The sequence below is a fragment of the Kitasatospora phosalacinea genome, from assembly GCF_000717185.1.
Lineage (GTDB): Bacteria > Actinomycetota > Actinomycetes > Streptomycetales > Streptomycetaceae > Kitasatospora > Kitasatospora phosalacinea_A.
Genome location: NZ_JNYE01000050.1, coordinates 15,831 through 33,346 on the forward strand (window position 1 = coordinate 15,831; position 17,516 = coordinate 33,346).

Below are 17,516 nucleotides of genomic sequence, written 5' to 3' on the forward strand. Positions count from 1 at the left end.
TGCCGGGTCGGTCAGCCGCGGGCGGCCGCGGCACGGCGGCGGGCGAAGACCACGGCGCCGGCGCCGAGCAGCACCAGTGCGGTGCCGCCGATGAGCATCGGGGTGGAGGAGGAGCCGCCGCCGGTGGAGGCCAGGTTCGCCGCGACGGGCACCGCGGACGGGCTCACGGCCGCGGAGCTGACCGCCGCGGCCGGGACGACGGCCCGGGCGGTGGTGGAGGCCGAAGCAGCCGGGGTGGCCGGGGTCTTGGTGGCGGTCGCGGAAGCCGAGGCGGTCGGGGTCCTGGTGGCGGTCGCGGAAGCCGAGGCGGTCGGAGCGGCGGGCTGCACGATCGGGAGTGCGAAGTTCGTGACACCGCCGAGCGGGGCGTGGCTGGGCAGGTGCACGGCGGCGAGCGAGACGTCGACGCGGGTCTGCGCGGCGTCCTGCTTGACGACGGACAGCCGGAACAGGAGGCGGGTGGCGCGGACGGCGTCGAGGTCGGTGGCCAGGAAGGAGGTGTCGGCGTGCAGGACCACGTCGCAGCCGTAGGCCAGCGGGACGGTCTTCCACTCGCCGTGCACGACCACCTGGAGCACCAGGTCCTTCGGCGCCAGGTTCCCCTCGATGCCGTTGCCCGCCCCGTTGTGGAAGGTCAGGAAGGGCGCGATGCCCTTGACGGCGCCCGGGCCCGGGTTGAACACCTCCACGCCGAACTCGACCGGCGCACCGCCCGCGGTGATCTGGCTCTCCGTCATCGGGAGCACGGCAGCGGTCACGCTCTGCGCCTCAGCAGCAACGGCGGGCACGGCAGAGGGCTGCGCTGCCGGGGCGCCCGCGGCCGCCGCGGCGGCGGGCTCGTCGCCGCACGCCCAGGCGCTGGAGGCGCCGGTCAGAACGGGGACGGTGGCGCCGAGGACGACGACAGCGGCGAAGGAGGCGAGACGGGCACGGCGGGTACGGACGGACATCGGAGGTTCCCCCAGGAACGGACGGCGGTGAGCGGCGGGTGCGCGTCCGCCTCGTGTCCCCCTGGGCCCGGCGAGCGCTGCAGGAGAATCATGTCGAGCCGATATCCCGCGCCCGTGCCCGGTCCGTCACCACCGCGTAACAGCCGACCGCACACCAACCACCCGGTACTGACGGGGCATTTGACGTACCGTTCGAACACCTCCAAAGCACATGGGACCCACCTCAAACGGACAGGGCGGACCGGCTCGGACCGGATGAACAGAACCCGGCCGCTCAGTCGCCCGCCCGCTCGCGGGCCGCCGCCAGTTCGTCCCAGGTGTCGCAGTCGAAGGAGGCACCCGCCGGGTCGGGCAGCCGGGCCAGGTGCAGGCCGTCGAGGAGGCGGCGCAGCGGGCGGCCGGCCGGGTCGCCCAGGGCGGCGAGCGCGGCGCGCAGCGGGGCGGTGCGGTAGGCGGCGGCCAGGGGCTGGTCGCGGCCCGCGGCGTCGACCAGGAGGGCGCCGTCGCGGGCGGGGTCGTCGAGCGCGGCGAGCAGCCGTCGCACCGTCGCGGCGTCCAGGAACGGCAGGTCGGCGGCGAGCAGCAGGACCCGCGGCGCGGTCACCGCGGGCAGGGCGGCGGCCACCGCCGCGACCGGCCCGCCGCCCGGCGGGTCCTCGCGCAGCCAGTGCACCGCGGCCCGTTCGGTCGGCCGCTCGGGGCCGACCACCAGCACCCTCCGGGCGTCCGGGCAGGCCGCCAGCACCCGGTCCAGCAGCGGGCGGCCGCCGACCGTCAGCGCCGGTTTGTCCGCCCCGCCGAGCCGGCGCCCCGCCCCGCCGGCCGCCACCACCGCGTCGTACCCGCTCTCCGTCACTCCGGCAGTATCACCGCTCGCCGTCGCCGACCTCGGCCTCGACCACGTCCTCGCCCTCAACCACCCCGTCCAACCCATCCACCCCGTCCGCCTCGGTCGGGATCTCCCGGCGGGCGGTGTTCGCGGCCGCGCCGTGCTCCAGGATGGCGGGCAGGGTCAGGCCGCCGTAGCGGGCGTTCATCGCGGCGGTGAGCGCCTCCGGGTCGTCCGGGTGGTCGTGCAGCGCCTCGTCGAAGTCGCGCAGGTAGCCGGCGGTGAAGGCGAGCACCCGGTGCGCGGCGTCGTCCGCGCCGGGGGCGCGGTGCCCGGCGATGACCCGGTCCACGCCGAGGTCGGCGATCAGGCCGAGGTTGTGCGACCACTGGCCGCGGGCGTCGGGGTCGGTGTCGGCCGTCCAGACGTGGGTGCCGTTGTAGGCGAAGTCGCCCGCGACCACGGTGCGGATGCTCGGCAGGTGGGTGACGGTGGAGCCCGCGCTGTCGCCCTGGCCGAGTTGCAGGACGCGGATCAGCTGGCCGTCGATCACCAGCGGCTGCGGGAGCAGCGGCGCGGGCAGCAGCGGCTGGTCCGGGATGTCGTCGCCGTAGACCGGTTTCCACTGGGCGACCTTCGCCGCCGCGGTCCGTCCGATGCCCTCGACCACCGAGGGCGCGGCGACGAGCTGCGCGGTCGGGAAGAGCCGCAGCACCTCCTCGGCGCCGAAGTAGTGGTCGGGGTGCTGGTGGCTGACCACGATCGCGAGCAGGTCGCGGCCCTTGCCCGCGATCCACTCGGCGAGTTCGCGGCCGGCGCTGCGGGTCAGCTGGGCGTCGACCAGGATCGCCGTGCGCTCCCCCATGATCAGGCTGGAGGTGGCGAAGAACGCGCTCTCCGGGCCGGTGAAGACCTCGACCTCCAGCGGGCGGGGGGCCGGTGCGGCGCCCGTCGGGTGGCCGTGGGCGCTCTCGTCGGGCGGTGACGCGTTCACGGCTGCTCCCCTGCTCGGTGCGGTGGGCGGTACGGCGGGCCCGAGGCGGTCCCGCACCGTCCAGCCTGGCCGGAAGACCCCGGTGCCGCCGGGTGGGCACGCCCAGGAGGGTGACCGCCCGGGCGGCCCGGGAGGGCCGGGGATGTCGACTATTGTCGGTGCTCTCCGCACGCCTGGCAGCTCGGCACCCACCACTCCGGGAGAACTTGATGGACCGGCTCGACAACACCGTTCGCGACTACGCCTGGGGTTCGTCCACGGCCATCCCGGAGCTGCTCGGCCGTCCCGCCACCGGTGCTCCCCAGGCCGAGCTGTGGATGGGCGCCCACCCGGGCGCGCCGTCCCTGGTCGACCGCGGTGACGGGCCGGTCGCCCTCGACCGGGTGATCGCCGCGGACCCGGTGGGCGAGCTGGGCGCCGCGTCGGTGGAGCGGTTCGGGCCGGCGCTGCCGTTCCTGGCGAAGGTGCTCTCCGCCGCCCTGCCGCTCTCCCTGCAGGTCCACCCGACCCGCGAGCAGGCCCGGGCCGGGTACGCGGACGAGGAGGCCCGCGGCGTCCCGGTCGACGCGCCGCACCGCAACTACAAGGACGACAACCACAAGCCCGAGCTGATCTGCGCGCTCGACGAGGGGCTGGAGGGGCTGTGCGGCTTCCGGCCGCCCGCGGACGCGGCCGCGCTGATGGCCTCGCTCGGCGTCCCCGGGCTGGACCCGCTGGTCGAGCTGCTGCGCACGAAGCCCGAGCCGGAGGCCCTGGCCGGGGCGCTCGCCGGGGCCCTGGGCCTGACCGACGCCGCGGGCCGGGAGACCGTGGACGCCGTCGCCCGCGCCGTCACCGCCGCCGCCGCGTCCGACCCGACCGGCGAGCTGGCCGGGTACGCGTTCGCCGCCGCGCAGTGCCCGGGCGACCCCGGGCTGGTCGCCGCGCTGCTGCTCAACCACCTCCGGCTGCAGCCCGGCGAGGCGCTCTACCTCGGGGCCGGCCTGCCGCACGCCTACCTGCGCGGCACCGGCGTCGAGATCATGGCCAACTCCGACAACGTGCTGCGCTGCGGCTTCACCCCCAAGCACGTGGACGTCCCCGAGCTGCTCCGGGTGGTCGACTTCCGCAGCGGCCTCCCGGAGGTCCTGCGCCCCGAGCCGGGTGCGGACGGGGAGCGGCTCTACCCGGTGCCGATCGACGAGTTCCGGCTCTCCCGCTACGACCTCGCCGACCGCCCCGCCACCCTGCCCGGCGACGCCCCGCAGATCCTGCTGTGCACCGCCGGGACGGCCGAACTCGCCTCCGGCGGCGAGACCTTGACGCTCCACCGGGGCGAGTCCGCCTTCCTGCCCGCCCGCGGCACCGCCACCGTCCTCACCGGCCCCGGGGCGACCGTCTTCCGCAGCACCGTGACGCTCGACTGAGTCCTGCCCGCCCTGCCCGACCTAGAGCGGGTGGCGCGCCTGGTACGCCAGGCGCGCCGACGCCGACTCGCCGACGGCGGAGAGCAGTTCGTCCAGGGCGAGGAACCACGACCAGCGCTCGCCGCCGCCCGCCCGGGCCAGGGCGTCCACCAGCAGGTCCTCCAGCTCCGGCAGCCGCCCGTCCTTCCACACCTTGTCGGCCAGGCTGACCAGCAGGTCCTCCGCGGTGGCGGACGGGCCCCAGTCGGCGTGCCCGGCCGCGAAGCGGGCCAGGCGGGGCGGGACGCCCGCGGCGAGCAGCAGGTCCCGGCCGGCCGGTTCGTGCGCCGAGCCGGGGCCGGACAGCTCCGCCCGGTGCGCGGTCTTCCCGATGTCGTGGGTGGCCGCGCCGAACAGCACCGCGTCCCGGTCGAACGCCAGCCCGGGGCAGTGCTCCGCCACCCAGTCCGCCAGTTGCGCGGCCACGTCGTGCACCAGCCGCAGGTGCGCCACCAGCCGCGGGGGCGCGGCCAACTCCCCCAGCAGCACCAGCACTTCGTCCGGCAGCGGGCGCAGCTCCAGGTCCTCGTCCATGGCGGGCGACCCTACCCCACCGCCCGGGCGGCCCCGCTTAACCACTTGACCGTGCACTCACCAGGCGGCTGCACTGAACCGCAGCAGCGACGGCGACCCCGGGAAGGCAGCGGCAGTTGATCGACATCCGGCCCACCACCGAGCAGGACCACGAACTCTTCGTCGAGACGATGCACGCCGCGTTCGGCCTGTTCCCCGACCCGCCCGGCGAGGACGGCACCGGCGTCTGGTGGTCCGCCTTCGAGCCGGACCGCGGCCTGCTGGCCCGCGACGCGGACGGGCGCCCGGTCGGCACCGCCGGGGCGTACACCTTCGAACTCACCCTCCCCGGCGGGCGGATCGTCCCGGTCTCCGGGGTGACGGCCGTCGGCGTGCTGCCCTCGCACCGGCGGCGGGGCGTGCTCACCGCGATGATGCGCCGCCAGCTCGCCGACCTGCGGGCCCGCGGCGAGGTGCTGTCCGTCCTGCTCGCCTCCGAGGCGCTGATCTACCGGCGCTTCGGCTACGGCCCCGCCACCTACACCCGCGCCCTGACCGTGCCCCGGCTCCGGGCCGCCCTCACCCCGCCCCGCGCCGGGGCCGCCGAACCCGCCGGGACGGTCGAACTGCTGCCCCGCGACCGGGCGGTCGACCTGCTGGAGCAGGTCTACGACCGCTACCGGCGCGCCCGCCCCGGCTCGGTCTCCCGCCCGCACCGCTGGTGGGCCCGCGGCGCCGGCCAGCCCCCGATCGCCCCCAAGCCCCGCTACGTCGCCCTGCACCGGGACGCCGACGGCGAACCCGACGGGTACGCCAGCTACGCGATCGAGGACAAGCGCAGCCTGGTCGTCGACGAGACGGTCGCCGCCACCGACGCCGCGTACACCGCCCTGACCCGCTACCTGCTCGGCCACGACCTCGTCCAGGAGGTGGTGTTCCGGCACGTCCCGCCGGACAGCCCGCTGCCCTGGCAGCTCGCCGACTTCGGCGCCGCCCAGCCCGGCAAGCACACCGACTGGCTCTGGGCCCGGGTGCTGGACGTCCCCGGCGCGCTCACCGCCCGCGGCTGGAGCACCGACGGCACGCTCGTCCTCGACGTCGACGACCCGTTCCTCGGCGAGCACCACCGCCACCTGCTGACCGTCCGCGACGGCAAGGCCGAGTGCACCCCCACCGACCTCGCCCCCGACCTCTCCCTCGACATCAGCGACCTCGGCTCGATCCTGCTCGGCGGCACCACCCCCAGCACCCTGGCCCGAGCCGGCCACCTGCGCGCCCACCACCCCGAAGCCCCCGCCCGCGCCGACGCCCTGTTCCGCCCCGACCGCGAACCGCACTGCCTGCACTGGTTCTGACCACCGTCCGACCCCCTGCGTACCCTGCCCGCACGCACCTGCTGCTCGACCGCGGCACCGCCGCCCGGCCCGGCCGGAAAACCCGGTGCCCGGCGGGCCGCCCGGGTAGCAAAATTGGGGCCGCACCACCCGTCGGACCCCGGTCCGGCCGGGCCTCGCGGGTGTAGCTCAACCGGTCCAGAGCAGCCGCCTCTGATTCAAGGCGGCAGGCTGGGGGTTCAAATCCCCCCACCCGCACCACGAAGCCGTCCTGACGTCGACCCAGGTGACGTCAGGTCACGTCCCGGGTCATGTCGACGAAGCGCGAGTAGTGGCCCTGGAACGCCACGGTGATGGTCGCGGTCGGGCCGTTGCGGTGCTTGGCCACGATCAGGTCGGCCTCGCCCGCGCGGGGGGACTCCTTCTCGTAGGCGTCCTCGCGGTGCAGCAGGATGACCATGTCGGCGTCCTGCTCGATCGAGCCGGACTCGCGCAGGTCGGAGACCATCGGCTTCTTGTCGGTGCGCTGCTCGGGGCCTCGGTTCAGCTGGGAGAGCGCGATCACCGGGATCTCCAGCTCCTTCGCCAGCAGCTTGAGGTTCCGGGACATGTCCGAGACCTCCTGCTGCCGGCTCTCGGCCCGTCTCGACCCGCCGGCCTGCATCAGCTGGAGGTAGTCGATGACCACCAGCCGCAGGTCGTTGCGCTGCTTGAGCCGTCGGCACTTGGCCCGGATCTCCATCATCGACAGGTTCGGCGAGTCGTCGATGTACAGCGGCGCCGCACTGACCTCGGGCATCCGCCGGGCCACCCGCGTCCAGTCGTCGTCCGTCATGTTGCCCGAGCGCATGTGGTGCAGCGCCACCCGCGCCTCCGCCGACAGCAGTCGCATGGCGATCTCGTTGCGGCCCATTTCGAGCGAGAAGATCACGCTCGGCAGGTTGTTGTGGATCGAGCAGGCCCGCGCGAAGTCCAGGGCGAGCGTCGAGTTGTGGGTGGGCACCATCGACCGGGTGGCCAGGTACAGGTGGTCATGGTTGTCGACCTCGACGCACCGGACGGGCACGCTGTCGACCTCGCGGACGTCGACGACGTAGCGCTGCCGGAGCCGCGGGGTGGCCGGGCGCCTGCGCTCGGCGTGGACCGCCCGCTTGCGCACCAGTCCGAAGACCTCCTCGGTCGGGGTGAAGGTGACGGTCCAGACGGTCGAGGACTCCTCGGAGCGGCCCGCGGCGCGCTCGGTCGCCACGCCGCACCGGTGGCCGAGGCCCGTGACCAGGTCGCGGAAGCCCTCGGCGAGTTCCCGGTTCGTCACCGCGAACTGCACCGACCCCGTGGCGTTGACGGTGCCGTCGGTGTCCAGCAGCCCGGCCAGCAGGGCCCGCCGCTGGGCGACGGAGCCGCGCAGGTAGGCCGCCGGGACGTGCTTGCGCCCGAGCACGCCCAGGTCGCGCAGGGCGGTCAGCAGGCTGTCGTGCCGCCGGGTGCAGGCGCTGCACCGGGGTTCGGAGAACGGCGAGGAGCACGGGGCGCCGCAGTCCGTGCAGGTGGCCGGCGGGACGGGCGCGGAGACCGACCGGGCCCGGCCGCCGCAGGAGCGCCCGCAGGTGCGGACGTGGGCGAGCCCGGGGGCGAAGACCGTGCCGCAGACGACGCAGGCCCGTTCGGGGGTCTCGGGCTCCGGGACGTCGTAGCTCAGCGCGTAGGTCGGGGTGTCGCCGATCCGGCGCGCCGTCAGCCCGTCCGCGGCGAGGCGTTCCAGCACCTCCGGGTCGGTGGTGGTGATCCGGGCGGCGTCGGTGTGGCCGTCGCCCAGCCAGGCGCCCAGGGCGTAGGGCGGGACGGGCAGCTCCCGCTCGGGGAGGTCGAGCGCGGCGGTGTTGCGCACGGAGTGGTTGGCGCGGCCGTCCGAGGTGTCGCAGCGCAGGGTGGCGGCGATCTCCTTGGTGGTGACGACCCGTCCGCTCCCGCCCGCCCGGCGGGCCGCCCTGGTCTCGGTGAGCCACTGGTGGTCGGCGTCGGCGACCACGGTGGTGCCGTCGTCGAAGCTGACCTCGTAGCAGGGCCGACCGGTCATCACCTCGGTGGCGGCGACCACCCGGGTGGGTCGGCCGTCGGCGTCGAGCAGCCAGTCGCCCGCGGCGACCTCGCCCATGGTGGTCCAGCCGTCCGGGGTGGGCAGCGGGGTGTCCAGGGCGAGGGCCTTGCCCATGGCCGGACGGGCCGCGATGACGATCATCTGGCCGGGGTGGAGGCCGTTGGTGAGCTGGTCGAAGTCGGCGAAGCCGGTGGGGACGCCGGACATCTGGCCGGAGCGGGAGCCGATGGCCTCGATCTCGTCGAGGGCGCCCTCCATGATGTCGGCGAGGGGGGCGTAGTCCTCGTTGGTGCGCTGTTCGGTGACGGCGTAGATCTCGGCCTGGGCGGCGTTGACGATGTCGTCGACGTCGCCCTCGGCGGCGTAGCCCATGCCCGCGATGCGGGTGCCGGCCTCGACCAGGCGGCGCAGGACGGCGCGTTCGTGGACGATCTCGGCGTAGTACTCGGCGTTGGCCGCGGTGGGGACGGAGTTGACCAGGGTGTGCAGGTAGGAGGCGCCGCCGACGCGGGCGAGTTCGCCGCGCTTGGTGAGTTCGCCGGCCACGGTGATCGGGTCGGCGGGCTCGCCGCGGGCGTAGAGGTCGAGGATCGCGCCGTGGATGAGCTCGTGGGCGGGGCGGTAGTAGTCGGCGGGCTTGAGCACCTCGACGACGTCCGCGATGGCGTCCTTGGAGAGCAGCATGCCGCCGAGCACGGACTGCTCGGCCGCCAGGTCCTGCGGGGGGACGCGTTCGAAGCCCTCGCCGCCGAAGCCCCCTCCGCGGTCGTCGTCCCGGTCGCGGCGCTCGCCCTTGCCGGGGAAGCGGTCGCCGCCCTTGCCGCCGTCGCGCCGCTGGAAGCCGCCGCCCGAACCACCGCCCGAACCGCCGCCCGAACCGCCGTCGCGGCCGCCCGAACCACCGCCGGAGCCGCCGTCGCGCCCGGCCGGGGCGCCGGAGCGGCGGGAGACCGGCAGCCGGTCGCCCGGGACGTCGGGGAAGGAGTCCAGCGGGAAGGCGTCGTCGGACGGCTGCCAGTCGTCCTCCGGCGGCGGCGGGGCGTCGTGGTCGTCGTACTGGGGGCCGGTCACGCGTGTTCCCCGATCAGCGAGCGTGCGAAGTTGGTACGGGCCGGGCCGGTGACGTACCGTCTTCGGCGCCTGTCCTTCTTACGGTACCGAGCCGACAGCGCCCGCCCCGCGCGGGTCGCCCTGAACGGCCGCCGGTCCGGCCCGCGTAGCGGCACGGCCACGGTACGCGGGACCGACGCGCCGGGCGATGTTATCCACAGGGGGTGTGGATAACTGCTCCGGGCCTGTGGAGAACTCCGCCAAAGCTGTGCACAACCCTGTGGATAACCATCCTATCGGCCCGATGTCAACTCGCTGACCTGCAACTACTTCCCACTTAGCCTGTGCATGAGAAATTCTTCACACGGCCGGAGCCCGCACCGAAGAGGTGTTCGACACAGTCGCCGTCCACAGCCTGAGTAAGAGTCCAATCTCAGCTGTACCCATTACCTGTGGATGAGTAGGCTGACCCCATGCCCGCCCGCTCCCCCGCCGCCGCCGAACGCCGCCGCCACGACCGGGAGATCCTCGCCCTGGCCGTCCCGGCCTTCGGCGCCCTGGTCGCCGAGCCGCTGTTCCTGATGGCCGACTCGGCGATCGTCGGACACCTCGGCACCGCCCAGCTCGCCGGCCTGGGCGTCGCCTCCGCCGCGCTCACCACCGTCGTCGGCGTCTTCGCCTTCCTCGCGTACGCCACCACCGCCGCGGTGGCCCGCCGGATCGGGGCGGGCGACCGGCGCGCCGCCGTGCAGCAGGGCGTCGACGGGATCTGGCTGGCGCTGCTGCTGTCGGTCGGCGTGGTGACGCTGACCCTGCTGCTGGCCCCGCAGGCCGCCCGGCTGCTCGGCGCCTCCGCCACCGCCGCCCCGCACGCCGTGACCTACCTGCGGATCAGCGCGCTCGGCGTCCCCGCGATGCTGCTGGTGCTGGCCGCCACCGGCGTGCTGCGCGGCTTCCAGGACACCCGCACCCCGCTGCTGGTGGCGATCGGCGGATTCACCACCAACCTGCTGCTCAACCTGGGCCTGGTCTACGGCGCGGGCCTGGGCGTGGCCGGCTCCGCCTGGGGCACCGTGATCGCGCAGAACGCGATGGCCGCGGTGTACGTCGTGGTGGTGGTCCGCGGCGCCCGCCGGGAGGGCGCCGCGCTGCGGCCGGACACCGCCGGGATCCGCGCCTCGGCCCGGGCCGGCGGCCCGCTGCTGGTGCGCACCCTGAGCCTGCGCGCGGTGCTGCTGCTGGCCACCGCGGTGGCCGCCAACCTGGGCGACGCCGAGGTGGCGGCCCACCAGATCACCATGACCGTGTGGTCCTTCGTCGCCTTCGCGCTGGACGCGGTGGCGATCGCCGGGCAGGCCATCATCGGCCGCTACCTGGGCGCGGGCGACCTGCCGGGCACCCGGGCGGCGACCCGGCGGATGGTCGAGTGGGGCCTGGGCGCGGGCGTGCTGTTCGGGCTGCTGATGGTGCTGGGCCGACCGCTGTACGTCCCGCTGTTCAGCTCCGACCCGGCGGTGCAGCAGCAGCTGTCCGCGGCGCTGCTGCTGGCCGCGCTGACCCAGCCGGTGGGCGGGCTGGTGTTCGTGCTGGACGGCGTACTGATGGGCGCGGGCGACGGCCGCTACCTGGCCTGGGCGATGCTGGCCACCCTGCTGCTGTTCGTCCCGGCGGCGCTGGCGGTGCCCGCGCTGGGCCTGGGACTGGCCGGGCTGTGGTGGGCGATGAACCTGTTCATGCTGACCCGGGCCGCGTTCCTGGTCGGCCGGGTCCGCACCGGCCACTGGATGGTCACCGGCGCCGTCCGGTCCTGAACCGCACGGCGCAACGACCGGAGGGCCGGACCCCGCGAACGGGGTCCGGCCCTCCGGACTGCGTTACTGCTGCGCTCAGGCGGCGACGACGTTGACGTCGAGGTTGGCCTGGACGTCGGCGTGCAGCTTGACCGAGACCTTGTGGCTGCCCACGGTCTTGATCGGCGAGGCGATCGCGACGGCGCGCTTGTCCACGGCCGGGCCGCTGGCGGCCTTGATGGCCTCCACGACGTCGGCCTGGGTCACCGAGCCGAACAGGCGGCCGGCGTCGCCGGAGCGGACGGCCAGCTTGACCTGGAGGCCCTCGAGCTTGGCCTTGACCTCGTTGGCGGCCTCGAGGGTCTGGATGGCGTGGATCTTCCGGGCGCGACGGATGGCGTCGACGTCCTTCTGACCGCCCTTGGTCCAGCGGATGGCGAAGCCGCGCGGGACCAGGAAGTTGCGGGCGTAGCCGTCCTTGACCTCGACGACCTCGCCGGCGCTGCCGAGGCCGGGAACCTCGTGAGTGAGGATGATCTTCATTCTTCGGTCACCCTCTCTTAGCGCGCGGTGGAGGTGTAGGGCAGCAGCGCCATCTCACGGCTGTTCTTCACGGCCGTGGCGACGTCGCGCTGGTGCTGGGTGCAGTTGCCGGTGACCCGGCGGGCACGGATCTTGCCGCGGTCGGAAATGAACTTCCGCAGCAGGTTCGTGTCCTTGTAGTCCACGTACGTGGCCTTGTCCTTGCAGAAGACGCAAACCTTCTTCTTCGGCTTGCGAGCAGGCGGCTTCGCCATTGTGTGCTCCGTTTAGGTACGAGATCTGTCAGCATCGGCGGGCCCGCGGGGGACCGGCCGTGCACCGCTTAGAACGGGGGTTCTTCCGAGTAGCCGCCGCCGGAGTTGCCACCCCAGCCGCCGCCGCCCTGGTTGGGCGAGGAGGGGGCGCTGGACGCCCACGGGTCGTCGGACGGAGCCGGGTTGCCGCCGCCGGGGTTTCCACCCCAGCTGCCGCCGCCCTGGTTGCCGCCGCCGCCGTAGCCGCCGCCACCCTGCTGGCCGCCGCCGCCGAAGCCGCCACCGCCACCGCCCGGACCGCCGGTCCGGTTGGCGCGGGTGACCTTGGCGGTCGCCGAGCGCAGGCTCGGGCCGACCTCATCGACCTCGACCTCGAAGACCGTCCGCTTCTCGCCTTCCTTGGTCTCGTAAGACCGCTGGCGCAGTCGGCCCTGCACGATCACGCGCATGCCGCGCTGCAGCGACTCGGCCACGTTCTCCGCCGGCTGGCGCCAGACGTTGCACGTGAGGAAGAGGCTCTCGCCGTCCTTCCACTCGTTGGTCTGGCGGTCGAAGGTGCGCGGGGTGGACGCGATACGGAACTTGGCCACCGCGGCACCCGACGGGGTGAAGCGCAGCTCGGGGTCGTCGACGAGGTTGCCGACGAGGGTGATGACGGTCTCGCCTGCCATGTGGTGATGACCTCTCGGAAAGGAGTTCTGCGGTGCTCGTCAGCGGTGTTCCACGTGGAACACCGGACGTGAACCCTCCGGCGCGGACGCCGGAAGTGGGCTCAGTGGGTGTCCGGGCGCAGGACCTTGGTCCGCAGAACCGACTCGCTCAGGCTGAACTGGCGGTCGAGCTCCTTGACGACCTCGGGCGTGGCCTTGAGGTCGATGACCGAGTAGATGCCCTCGGACTGCTTGTTGATCTCGTACGCCAGGCGACGACGACCCCAGGTGTCGACCTTCTCAACCTTGCCGCCGCCGGTGCGGACGACGTTGAGGAAGCTCTCGATCAGGGGGGAGACAGCGCGCTCCTCGACCGAGGGGTCGAGGATGACCATCACCTCGTAGTGACGCATGTGTAACCCACCTCCTTTGGACTCAACGGCCACGGCATTTCCGTGGCAGGAGGGTTTTGCGCGTCGGCACCGGTCGTTCCGGGCATGCGGGCACGCCCCTATACCAGTGCAGAGGGGCCAGCCTACCGGGTGAGCCGACCGGTGGACAAAACAGTTGCCCGCCCGGGTTGTCATCTCGGTCACATCGGTCGCAACCTGGACAGAACGAACGTTCCCTCCCCCAGGAGGTGGGTCCCCATGGCACAGGCCGCACCCAGGCCGCGGCAGCAGCACCGGCCGCAGTTCACCCTCAACACCGACGGACACCCGCACCCCCGGGAGAACGCCCTGGTCGGCGTGACCGTGCTGCTCGGCGTGGTCGCCTTCGTCACCTCGTTCTTCGACAACCTGCACATCCTGACCTCGTGGACCGGTCTGATCGGCGTGATCACCGGCCTGACCGGGCTGTTCGTCTCGGTGACCACCGCCGAGCGCTTCGCGGTCGTCATCGGCACCGGTGCCGCCGCGTTCGGCCTGTTCCTCGGCGTCGCGCACGGCGGCCTGTTCGGGGGCGCGTGGTGACGCCCGGGCGCGGCGCGGGGTGAACCTGCGGCCCGCCGCGCAACCCCCGGTGCCCTCCCGGCGTAGTACCTGTACCAGCGGGTGCGCACGGGGGGGCATCATCATGTCGGGTCGGTTCCCGGTCGAATCGGACCATTCGGGCGATAGGGTCACCATGGGTAGATCCGACGAGGAGGAGCACGCGGCATGAGCCTGCGACTGCGGACCATCACGCGCGAGGAGCACCTGGCGTTCATCCAGAGCCGGCCCTCGGCCAGCCACATGCAGGTGCCCTCCTGGGCGGACGTGAAGGCGGAGTGGCGCGCGGAGAGCCTCGGCTGGTTCGACGCCTCCGGCGCGATCGTCGGCGCCGGGCTGGTGCTCTACCGCCAGCTCCCCAAGGTGAAGCGGTACCTGGCGTACCTGCCGGAGGGTCCGGTGATCGACTGGTTCGACCAGGACCTCGACCGCTGGCTGAAGCCGATGCTGGCGCACCTGAAGTCGCAGGGCGCGTTCTCGGTGAAGATGGGCCCGCCGGTGGTGGTCCGCCGCTGGGAGGCCAGCACCATCAAGGACGCCATCGCGGGCAAGCAGGCCAAGCGGCTGCGCGACGTCGGCCCCGACTTCTCCGAGCCGCGCGCCCTGGAGGCCGCCGAGCGGCTGCGCCGCTCCGGCTGGCTGCAGGGCGAGGACGGCGGCGCGGGCTTCGGCGACGTCCAGCCCCGGTACGTGTTCCAGGTGCCGCTGGGCGGCCGCTCGCTGGACGACGTGCAGCGCGGCTTCAACCAGCTGTGGCGGCGCAACATCAAGAAGGCCGAGAAGAGCGGCGTCGAGGTGGTCCAGGGCGGCTACGAGGACCTCGCGGTCTTCCACAAGCTGTACGTGGTCACCGCCGAGCGGGACCGCTTCACGCCCCGGCCGCTGTCCTACTTCCAGCGGATGTGGCAGTCCCTCACCGCCGAGGACCCGAACCGGATGCGGCTCTACCTCGCCTACCACGAGGGCGAGCCGCTGGCCGCGACCACGATGCTGGTGGTCGGCGAGCACGTCTGGTACTCCTACGGCGCCTCCGCCAACCACAAGCGCGAGGTCAAGCCGTCCAACGCGGTCCAGTGGCGGATGATCCGGGACTCCTACGCGCTCGGCGCGAGCGTCTACGACCTGCGCGGCATCAGCGACACCCTGGACGAGGACGACCACCTGTTCGGGCTGATCCAGTTCAAGGTCGGCACCGGCGGCCAGGCCGCGGAGTACCTCGGCGAGTGGGACTACCCGCTCAACAAGCTGCTGCACAAGGCGCTCGACCTCTACATGTCGCGCCGTTGAGCCACCTGAAGAACACCACGGGGAGCACGGGGAGAACGCCATGACCTTGACGATGTACGTGGACACCGGCCGCTGGCGGGCGCACCAGCGCGGGCTGCTGGCCGAGTTCGCCGGGCTGGTCCCGGTCGCCAAGGGCAACGGCTACGGCTTCGGCAACGCCCGGCTGGCCGCCGAGGCGGCCCGGCTGGGCGTCCCGGTGCTGGCGGTCGGCAGTGCGGCCGAGGCGGCCGCGGTGGCCGGCGACTTCCCCGGCGACCTGCTGGTGCTCACCCCCTACCGGGCCGGCGAGCCGGAGGCCGACCTGCCCGCCGGGCGGGTGGTGCGCACCGTCGCGCACACCGAGGCGCTGGCCGCGCTGCCCGCCGGGACGCGGGTCGTGGTCGAGTGCATGACCTCGATGCGGCGGCACGGCGTCGCGGTCGGCGAGCTGCCCCGGCTGCCGGTGCGGCACCTGGCCGTGGAGGGCTTCGCCCTGCACCTGCCGCTGGACCGGCCGGACGGCAGCGACCCGGTGGACGAGGTGGACCGGCTGGTCCGGGCGATCGGCGAGGCCGGGCTCCCCACCGGCACCGTCTACCTCAGCCACCTGTCCGCCAAGGACGGGCTGCGGCTGGCCGAGCGGCACCCCGACACGGAGTTCCGCTCCCGGATCGGCACCCGGCTGTGGCTGGGCGAGGTGGAGGCGCTGTCCTCCCGGGCCACCGTCCTGGACGTCACCCCGGTCGCCCGCGGCGAGCGCTACGGCTACCGGCAGCACAAGGCCCCCTCCGAGGGCCACCTGCTGGTGGTCGGCGGCGGCACCGCGCACGGCGTCGGCCTGGAGGCGCCCAAGTACGTGCACGGGGTGCTGCCGCGGGCCAAGGGGCTGGCCCGGGCCGGCCTGGCCACCGTCAACCGGACGCTCTCGCCGTACTCCTGGCAGGGCAAGCAGTTGTGGTTCGCCGAGCCGCCGCACATGCAGGTGTCGATCCTGTTCCTGCCCGGCGAGCTCAAGCCGCCCGCGATCGGCGACGAGCTGGCGCTGACCGTCCGCCACACCACCACCCACTTCGACCGGGTGGTCGAGCGGTAGGGCCCCGGGGGTCCGCAACGCAGGAGCCCGCCCGCCGGACCACGGCGGACGGGCTTCGGTGCGTTCGGGCGCGGCCGCCGCGCTGGCGGCCGCGCGGCTACCTGCCGGGCTCCGGCGCGGGGCCGGACCCGGCGCCCGGCCCCAGCTCGACCACCGGTTCCGGCTCCTTGCCGAGCCAGTCCCGCTCCGGGGCGTAGGCCGCGTACGTCTCCTGCTCGCGCAGGGCGCGGGCGGTGCCGAGCACGAACCGGTCCGGGGCGCCGTCCAGCACGCCGCCCGAGGGGTCGTCGCTGCCGTCCCAGCGGACCGGGTCGCGGTCGGGCTGCAGGATGTCGCGGACCACCACGTAGCAGATGTACAGGGTGCCGACCAGGTGCAGGGCGATGGCGAAGTGGTACCACTCCTGGTCGATGCCGTGGTGCTTGCCGTCGCCGTTGTAGGCCAGGTACGACCAGACGCCGAGGAAGTACAGCACCTCGCAGGCCTGCCAGATCAGGAAGTCGCGCCAGCGCGGCCGGGCCAGCGCGGCCAGCGGGATCAGCCAGAGCACGTACTGCGGCGAGTAGACCTTGTTGGTCAGGATGAACGCCGCCACCACCAGGAAGGCCAGCTGGGCGAAGCGCGGGCGGCGCGGGGCGCTGACCGCCAGCCAGCCGATCGCCAGGCAGCTGAGCACCAGCAGGGCGGCGATCCAGGTGTTCAGGGTCTCCAGGTTCTTGTTCCGGACGGCCTGCATGAGGATCAGCCAGAACGAGCCGTAGTCCTCCTTGCGGGTCTGGCTGAAGCTGTAGAAGGTCAGCCAGCCCTTCCAGTTGGCCATCATGATCGGCAGGTTGACCACCAGCCAGGCGCCGACCGCGCCGCCGAACGCCTGGCCGAACTCCTTCCACTTGCCGGACCGCAGGCAGAGCACCAGCAGCGGGCCCAGCAGCAGCGCCGGGTAGAGCTTGGCGGCGGTCGCCAGCCCGATGAAGACGCCCGCCATGACCGGCTTGGAGCCCGACCAGTAGGCCATCGCGACGGCGGCCAGGGCGACCGCCAGCAGGTCCCAGTTGATGGTGGCGTTCAGCGCCAGGGCCGGGGCCAGGGCGAACAGCAGCGCGTCCCACGGGCGGCGGCGCTGGGCGCGGGAGGTGGCGACCACCGCGACCACGGCGCAGATCATCAGCATCCCGGCGTTGACCATCCAGAACCACTGCTCACGGCTCATCAGGTCGCCGCTGTGGGTGGTCAGCCAGGCCGCGACCTGCATGAACAGGCCGGTCAGCACCGGGTACTCCAGGTACTGCATGTCCGGCGAGCCCTGCGGGATCGGGTCCAGGTACGGGTGCAGCCCGTCGGCGAAGCCGCGGCCGGAGAACAGGTGCGGGATGTCGCTGTAACAGGCCTTCGTGTACTGGGTGGTGGCGCCGTGGAACCAGCCGTCGGTGTAGCACGGGGCCTTCTGGAACAGGCCCAGCACGTAGACCGCGATGACCGCCAGCGCGAGGAACTTGGCCGGCGTCCACCAGGACACCCCCAGCAGCGCCCGGCGCCCGGGCGGGCCGCCGAACAGCTCGCTTCCGGCCTCCGCGACCGGGTCCTCGTCCGCGGGCACCACCACGGTGTTGGGCAGCGGACCGTCGGCCTGCGCGGGGCCGGGCGGCGAGGTCTCGTCACGAAGGCTGGAGGTCATGGCGCACATACTGCCGCACCGCTCCGCGCAATCGAAGAGG

Annotated in this window: 15 protein-coding genes, 1 tRNA gene and 1 pseudogene; 7 read left to right on the top strand and 10 right to left on the bottom strand. The window is 73.6% G+C overall.

Translation table 11 applies throughout. The annotated features are described in order from the left end of the window. Positions 1-11 precede the first annotated feature (11 nt). From OO57_RS45785 to OO57_RS21145, 3 genes and pseudogenes are all read right to left on the bottom strand, one after another. Positions 12-950 carry an LAETG motif-containing sortase-dependent surface protein gene (locus OO57_RS45785; protein ID WP_051778032.1) on the bottom strand — a complete coding sequence of 313 codons (939 nt, stop codon included), beginning with the start codon at positions 948-950 and terminating at the stop codon, positions 12-14. A gap of 286 nt (positions 951-1,236) precedes the next feature. Beyond that, positions 1,237-1,884: pseudogene (gene mobA, locus OO57_RS21140) on the bottom strand (molybdenum cofactor guanylyltransferase); the annotation flags it as partial. Further along, entirely contained in the window at positions 1,817-2,773 is a 957-nt protein-coding gene (locus OO57_RS21145) for an MBL fold metallo-hydrolase (protein ID WP_051778034.1), read from the bottom strand. The pseudogene mobA and the gene OO57_RS21145, both read right to left, overlap by 68 nt. A 209-nt stretch (positions 2,774-2,982) precedes the next feature. Between OO57_RS21145 and manA the strand changes: the two genes are divergently transcribed. After that, positions 2,983-4,179, top strand: a complete 1,197-nt coding sequence (manA, locus tag OO57_RS21150; protein WP_033254147.1) for a mannose-6-phosphate isomerase, class I — start codon at positions 2,983-2,985, stop codon at positions 4,177-4,179. A 21-nt stretch (positions 4,180-4,200) separates the two neighbouring features. On the opposite strand, the gene OO57_RS21155 is transcribed toward manA, so the two are convergent. Beyond that, complete coding sequence (locus OO57_RS21155; RefSeq protein ID WP_033254148.1) at positions 4,201-4,752, bottom strand: HD domain-containing protein; 552 nt, start codon at positions 4,750-4,752, stop codon at positions 4,201-4,203. A 119-nt stretch (positions 4,753-4,871) separates the two neighbouring features. On the opposite strand from OO57_RS21155, the gene OO57_RS21160 reads away from it, so the two are divergent. Both OO57_RS21160 and OO57_RS21165 read left to right on the top strand, forming a co-directional pair. Next, complete coding sequence (locus OO57_RS21160) at positions 4,872-6,086, top strand: GNAT family N-acetyltransferase (RefSeq protein WP_033254198.1); 1,215 nt, start codon at positions 4,872-4,874, stop codon at positions 6,084-6,086. A gap of 157 nt (positions 6,087-6,243) precedes the next feature. Further along, a tRNA-OTHER gene (locus OO57_RS21165) sits at positions 6,244-6,326 on the top strand. A 31-nt stretch (positions 6,327-6,357) separates the two neighbouring features. On the opposite strand, the gene dnaB is transcribed toward OO57_RS21165, so the two are convergent. Further along, positions 6,358-9,153: a replicative DNA helicase gene (gene dnaB, locus OO57_RS21170; protein WP_418909904.1), complete on the bottom strand. Its 2,796-nt coding sequence runs from the start codon at positions 9,151-9,153 to the stop codon at positions 6,358-6,360. Positions 9,154-9,686: 533 nt separating this feature from the next. On the opposite strand from dnaB, the gene OO57_RS21175 reads away from it, so the two are divergent. Then, positions 9,687-11,024: an MATE family efflux transporter gene (locus tag OO57_RS21175; protein WP_033254149.1), complete on the top strand. Its 1,338-nt coding sequence runs from the start codon at positions 9,687-9,689 to the stop codon at positions 11,022-11,024. Between the two features lie 75 nt (positions 11,025-11,099). Here the strand turns inward: OO57_RS21175 and rplI are convergent, their stop codons facing one another. The 4 genes from rplI to rpsF all read right to left on the bottom strand — a co-directional run bounded on the left by rplI (position 11,100) and on the right by rpsF (position 12,863). Further along, positions 11,100-11,546, bottom strand: coding sequence for a 50S ribosomal protein L9 (gene rplI / locus OO57_RS21180; RefSeq protein WP_014136989.1), 447 nt, complete (start codon positions 11,544-11,546; stop codon positions 11,100-11,102). Between the two features lie 17 nt (positions 11,547-11,563). Then, the gene (gene rpsR, locus OO57_RS21185; RefSeq protein ID WP_033214207.1) at positions 11,564-11,800 is read right to left on the bottom strand and encodes a 30S ribosomal protein S18; all 237 of its coding nucleotides are present in this window, start codon (positions 11,798-11,800) and stop codon (positions 11,564-11,566) included. A 68-nt stretch (positions 11,801-11,868) separates the two neighbouring features. Further along, positions 11,869-12,471 carry a single-stranded DNA-binding protein gene (locus OO57_RS21190; protein ID WP_033254150.1) on the bottom strand — a complete coding sequence of 201 codons (603 nt, stop codon included), beginning with the start codon at positions 12,469-12,471 and terminating at the stop codon, positions 11,869-11,871. Between the two features lie 101 nt (positions 12,472-12,572). Beyond that, positions 12,573-12,863: a 30S ribosomal protein S6 gene (gene rpsF, locus OO57_RS21195; RefSeq protein WP_033254151.1), complete on the bottom strand. Its 291-nt coding sequence runs from the start codon at positions 12,861-12,863 to the stop codon at positions 12,573-12,575. Positions 12,864-13,100: 237 nt separating this feature from the next. Here rpsF and OO57_RS21200 point away from each other — a divergent pair, with 237 nt between their 5' ends. The 3 genes from OO57_RS21200 to OO57_RS21210 all read left to right on the top strand — a co-directional run bounded on the left by OO57_RS21200 (position 13,101) and on the right by OO57_RS21210 (position 15,801). Then, positions 13,101-13,424 (top strand): hypothetical protein, encoded by a 324-nt coding sequence (locus OO57_RS21200; protein WP_033254152.1) that lies wholly within the window; start codon positions 13,101-13,103, stop codon positions 13,422-13,424. Between the two features lie 186 nt (positions 13,425-13,610). Continuing rightward, positions 13,611-14,729 (top strand): lipid II:glycine glycyltransferase FemX, encoded by a 1,119-nt coding sequence (locus OO57_RS21205; protein ID WP_033254153.1) that lies wholly within the window; start codon positions 13,611-13,613, stop codon positions 14,727-14,729. Positions 14,730-14,769: 40 nt separating this feature from the next. Continuing rightward, on the top strand, positions 14,770-15,801 hold the full coding sequence (locus OO57_RS21210) for an alanine racemase (protein ID WP_033254154.1): 1,032 nt from the start codon (positions 14,770-14,772) through the stop codon (positions 15,799-15,801). Between the two features lie 97 nt (positions 15,802-15,898). Here the strand turns inward: OO57_RS21210 and OO57_RS21215 are convergent, their stop codons facing one another. Next, a complete protein-coding gene (locus OO57_RS21215) occupies positions 15,899-17,485 on the bottom strand; it encodes a glycosyltransferase family 87 protein (protein ID WP_234337438.1) in 1,587 nt (528 codons plus the stop codon). Positions 17,486-17,516 lie beyond the last annotated feature (31 nt).

Coding starts and splice junctions, on each gene's coding strand:
- OO57_RS45785 (WP_051778032.1), bottom strand. CDS start 950: ATGTCCGTCCGTACCCGCCGTGCCCGTCTCGCCTCCTTCGCCGCTGTC.
- OO57_RS21215 (WP_234337438.1), bottom strand. CDS start 17,485: ATGTGCGCCATGACCTCCAGCCTTCGTGACGAGACCTCGCCGCCCGGC.
- OO57_RS21175 (WP_033254149.1), top strand. CDS start 9,687: ATGCCCGCCCGCTCCCCCGCCGCCGCCGAACGCCGCCGCCACGACCGG.
- OO57_RS21205 (WP_033254153.1), top strand. CDS start 13,611: ATGAGCCTGCGACTGCGGACCATCACGCGCGAGGAGCACCTGGCGTTC.
- rpsF (WP_033254151.1), bottom strand. CDS start 12,863: ATGCGTCACTACGAGGTGATGGTCATCCTCGACCCCTCGGTCGAGGAG.
- rplI (WP_014136989.1), bottom strand. CDS start 11,546: ATGAAGATCATCCTCACTCACGAGGTTCCCGGCCTCGGCAGCGCCGGC.
- OO57_RS21210 (WP_033254154.1), top strand. CDS start 14,770: ATGACCTTGACGATGTACGTGGACACCGGCCGCTGGCGGGCGCACCAG.
- OO57_RS21190 (WP_033254150.1), bottom strand. CDS start 12,471: ATGGCAGGCGAGACCGTCATCACCCTCGTCGGCAACCTCGTCGACGAC.
- rpsR (WP_033214207.1), bottom strand. CDS start 11,800: ATGGCGAAGCCGCCTGCTCGCAAGCCGAAGAAGAAGGTTTGCGTCTTC.
- OO57_RS21155 (WP_033254148.1), bottom strand. CDS start 4,752: ATGGACGAGGACCTGGAGCTGCGCCCGCTGCCGGACGAAGTGCTGGTG.
- OO57_RS21200 (WP_033254152.1), top strand. CDS start 13,101: ATGGCACAGGCCGCACCCAGGCCGCGGCAGCAGCACCGGCCGCAGTTC.
- manA (WP_033254147.1), top strand. CDS start 2,983: ATGGACCGGCTCGACAACACCGTTCGCGACTACGCCTGGGGTTCGTCC.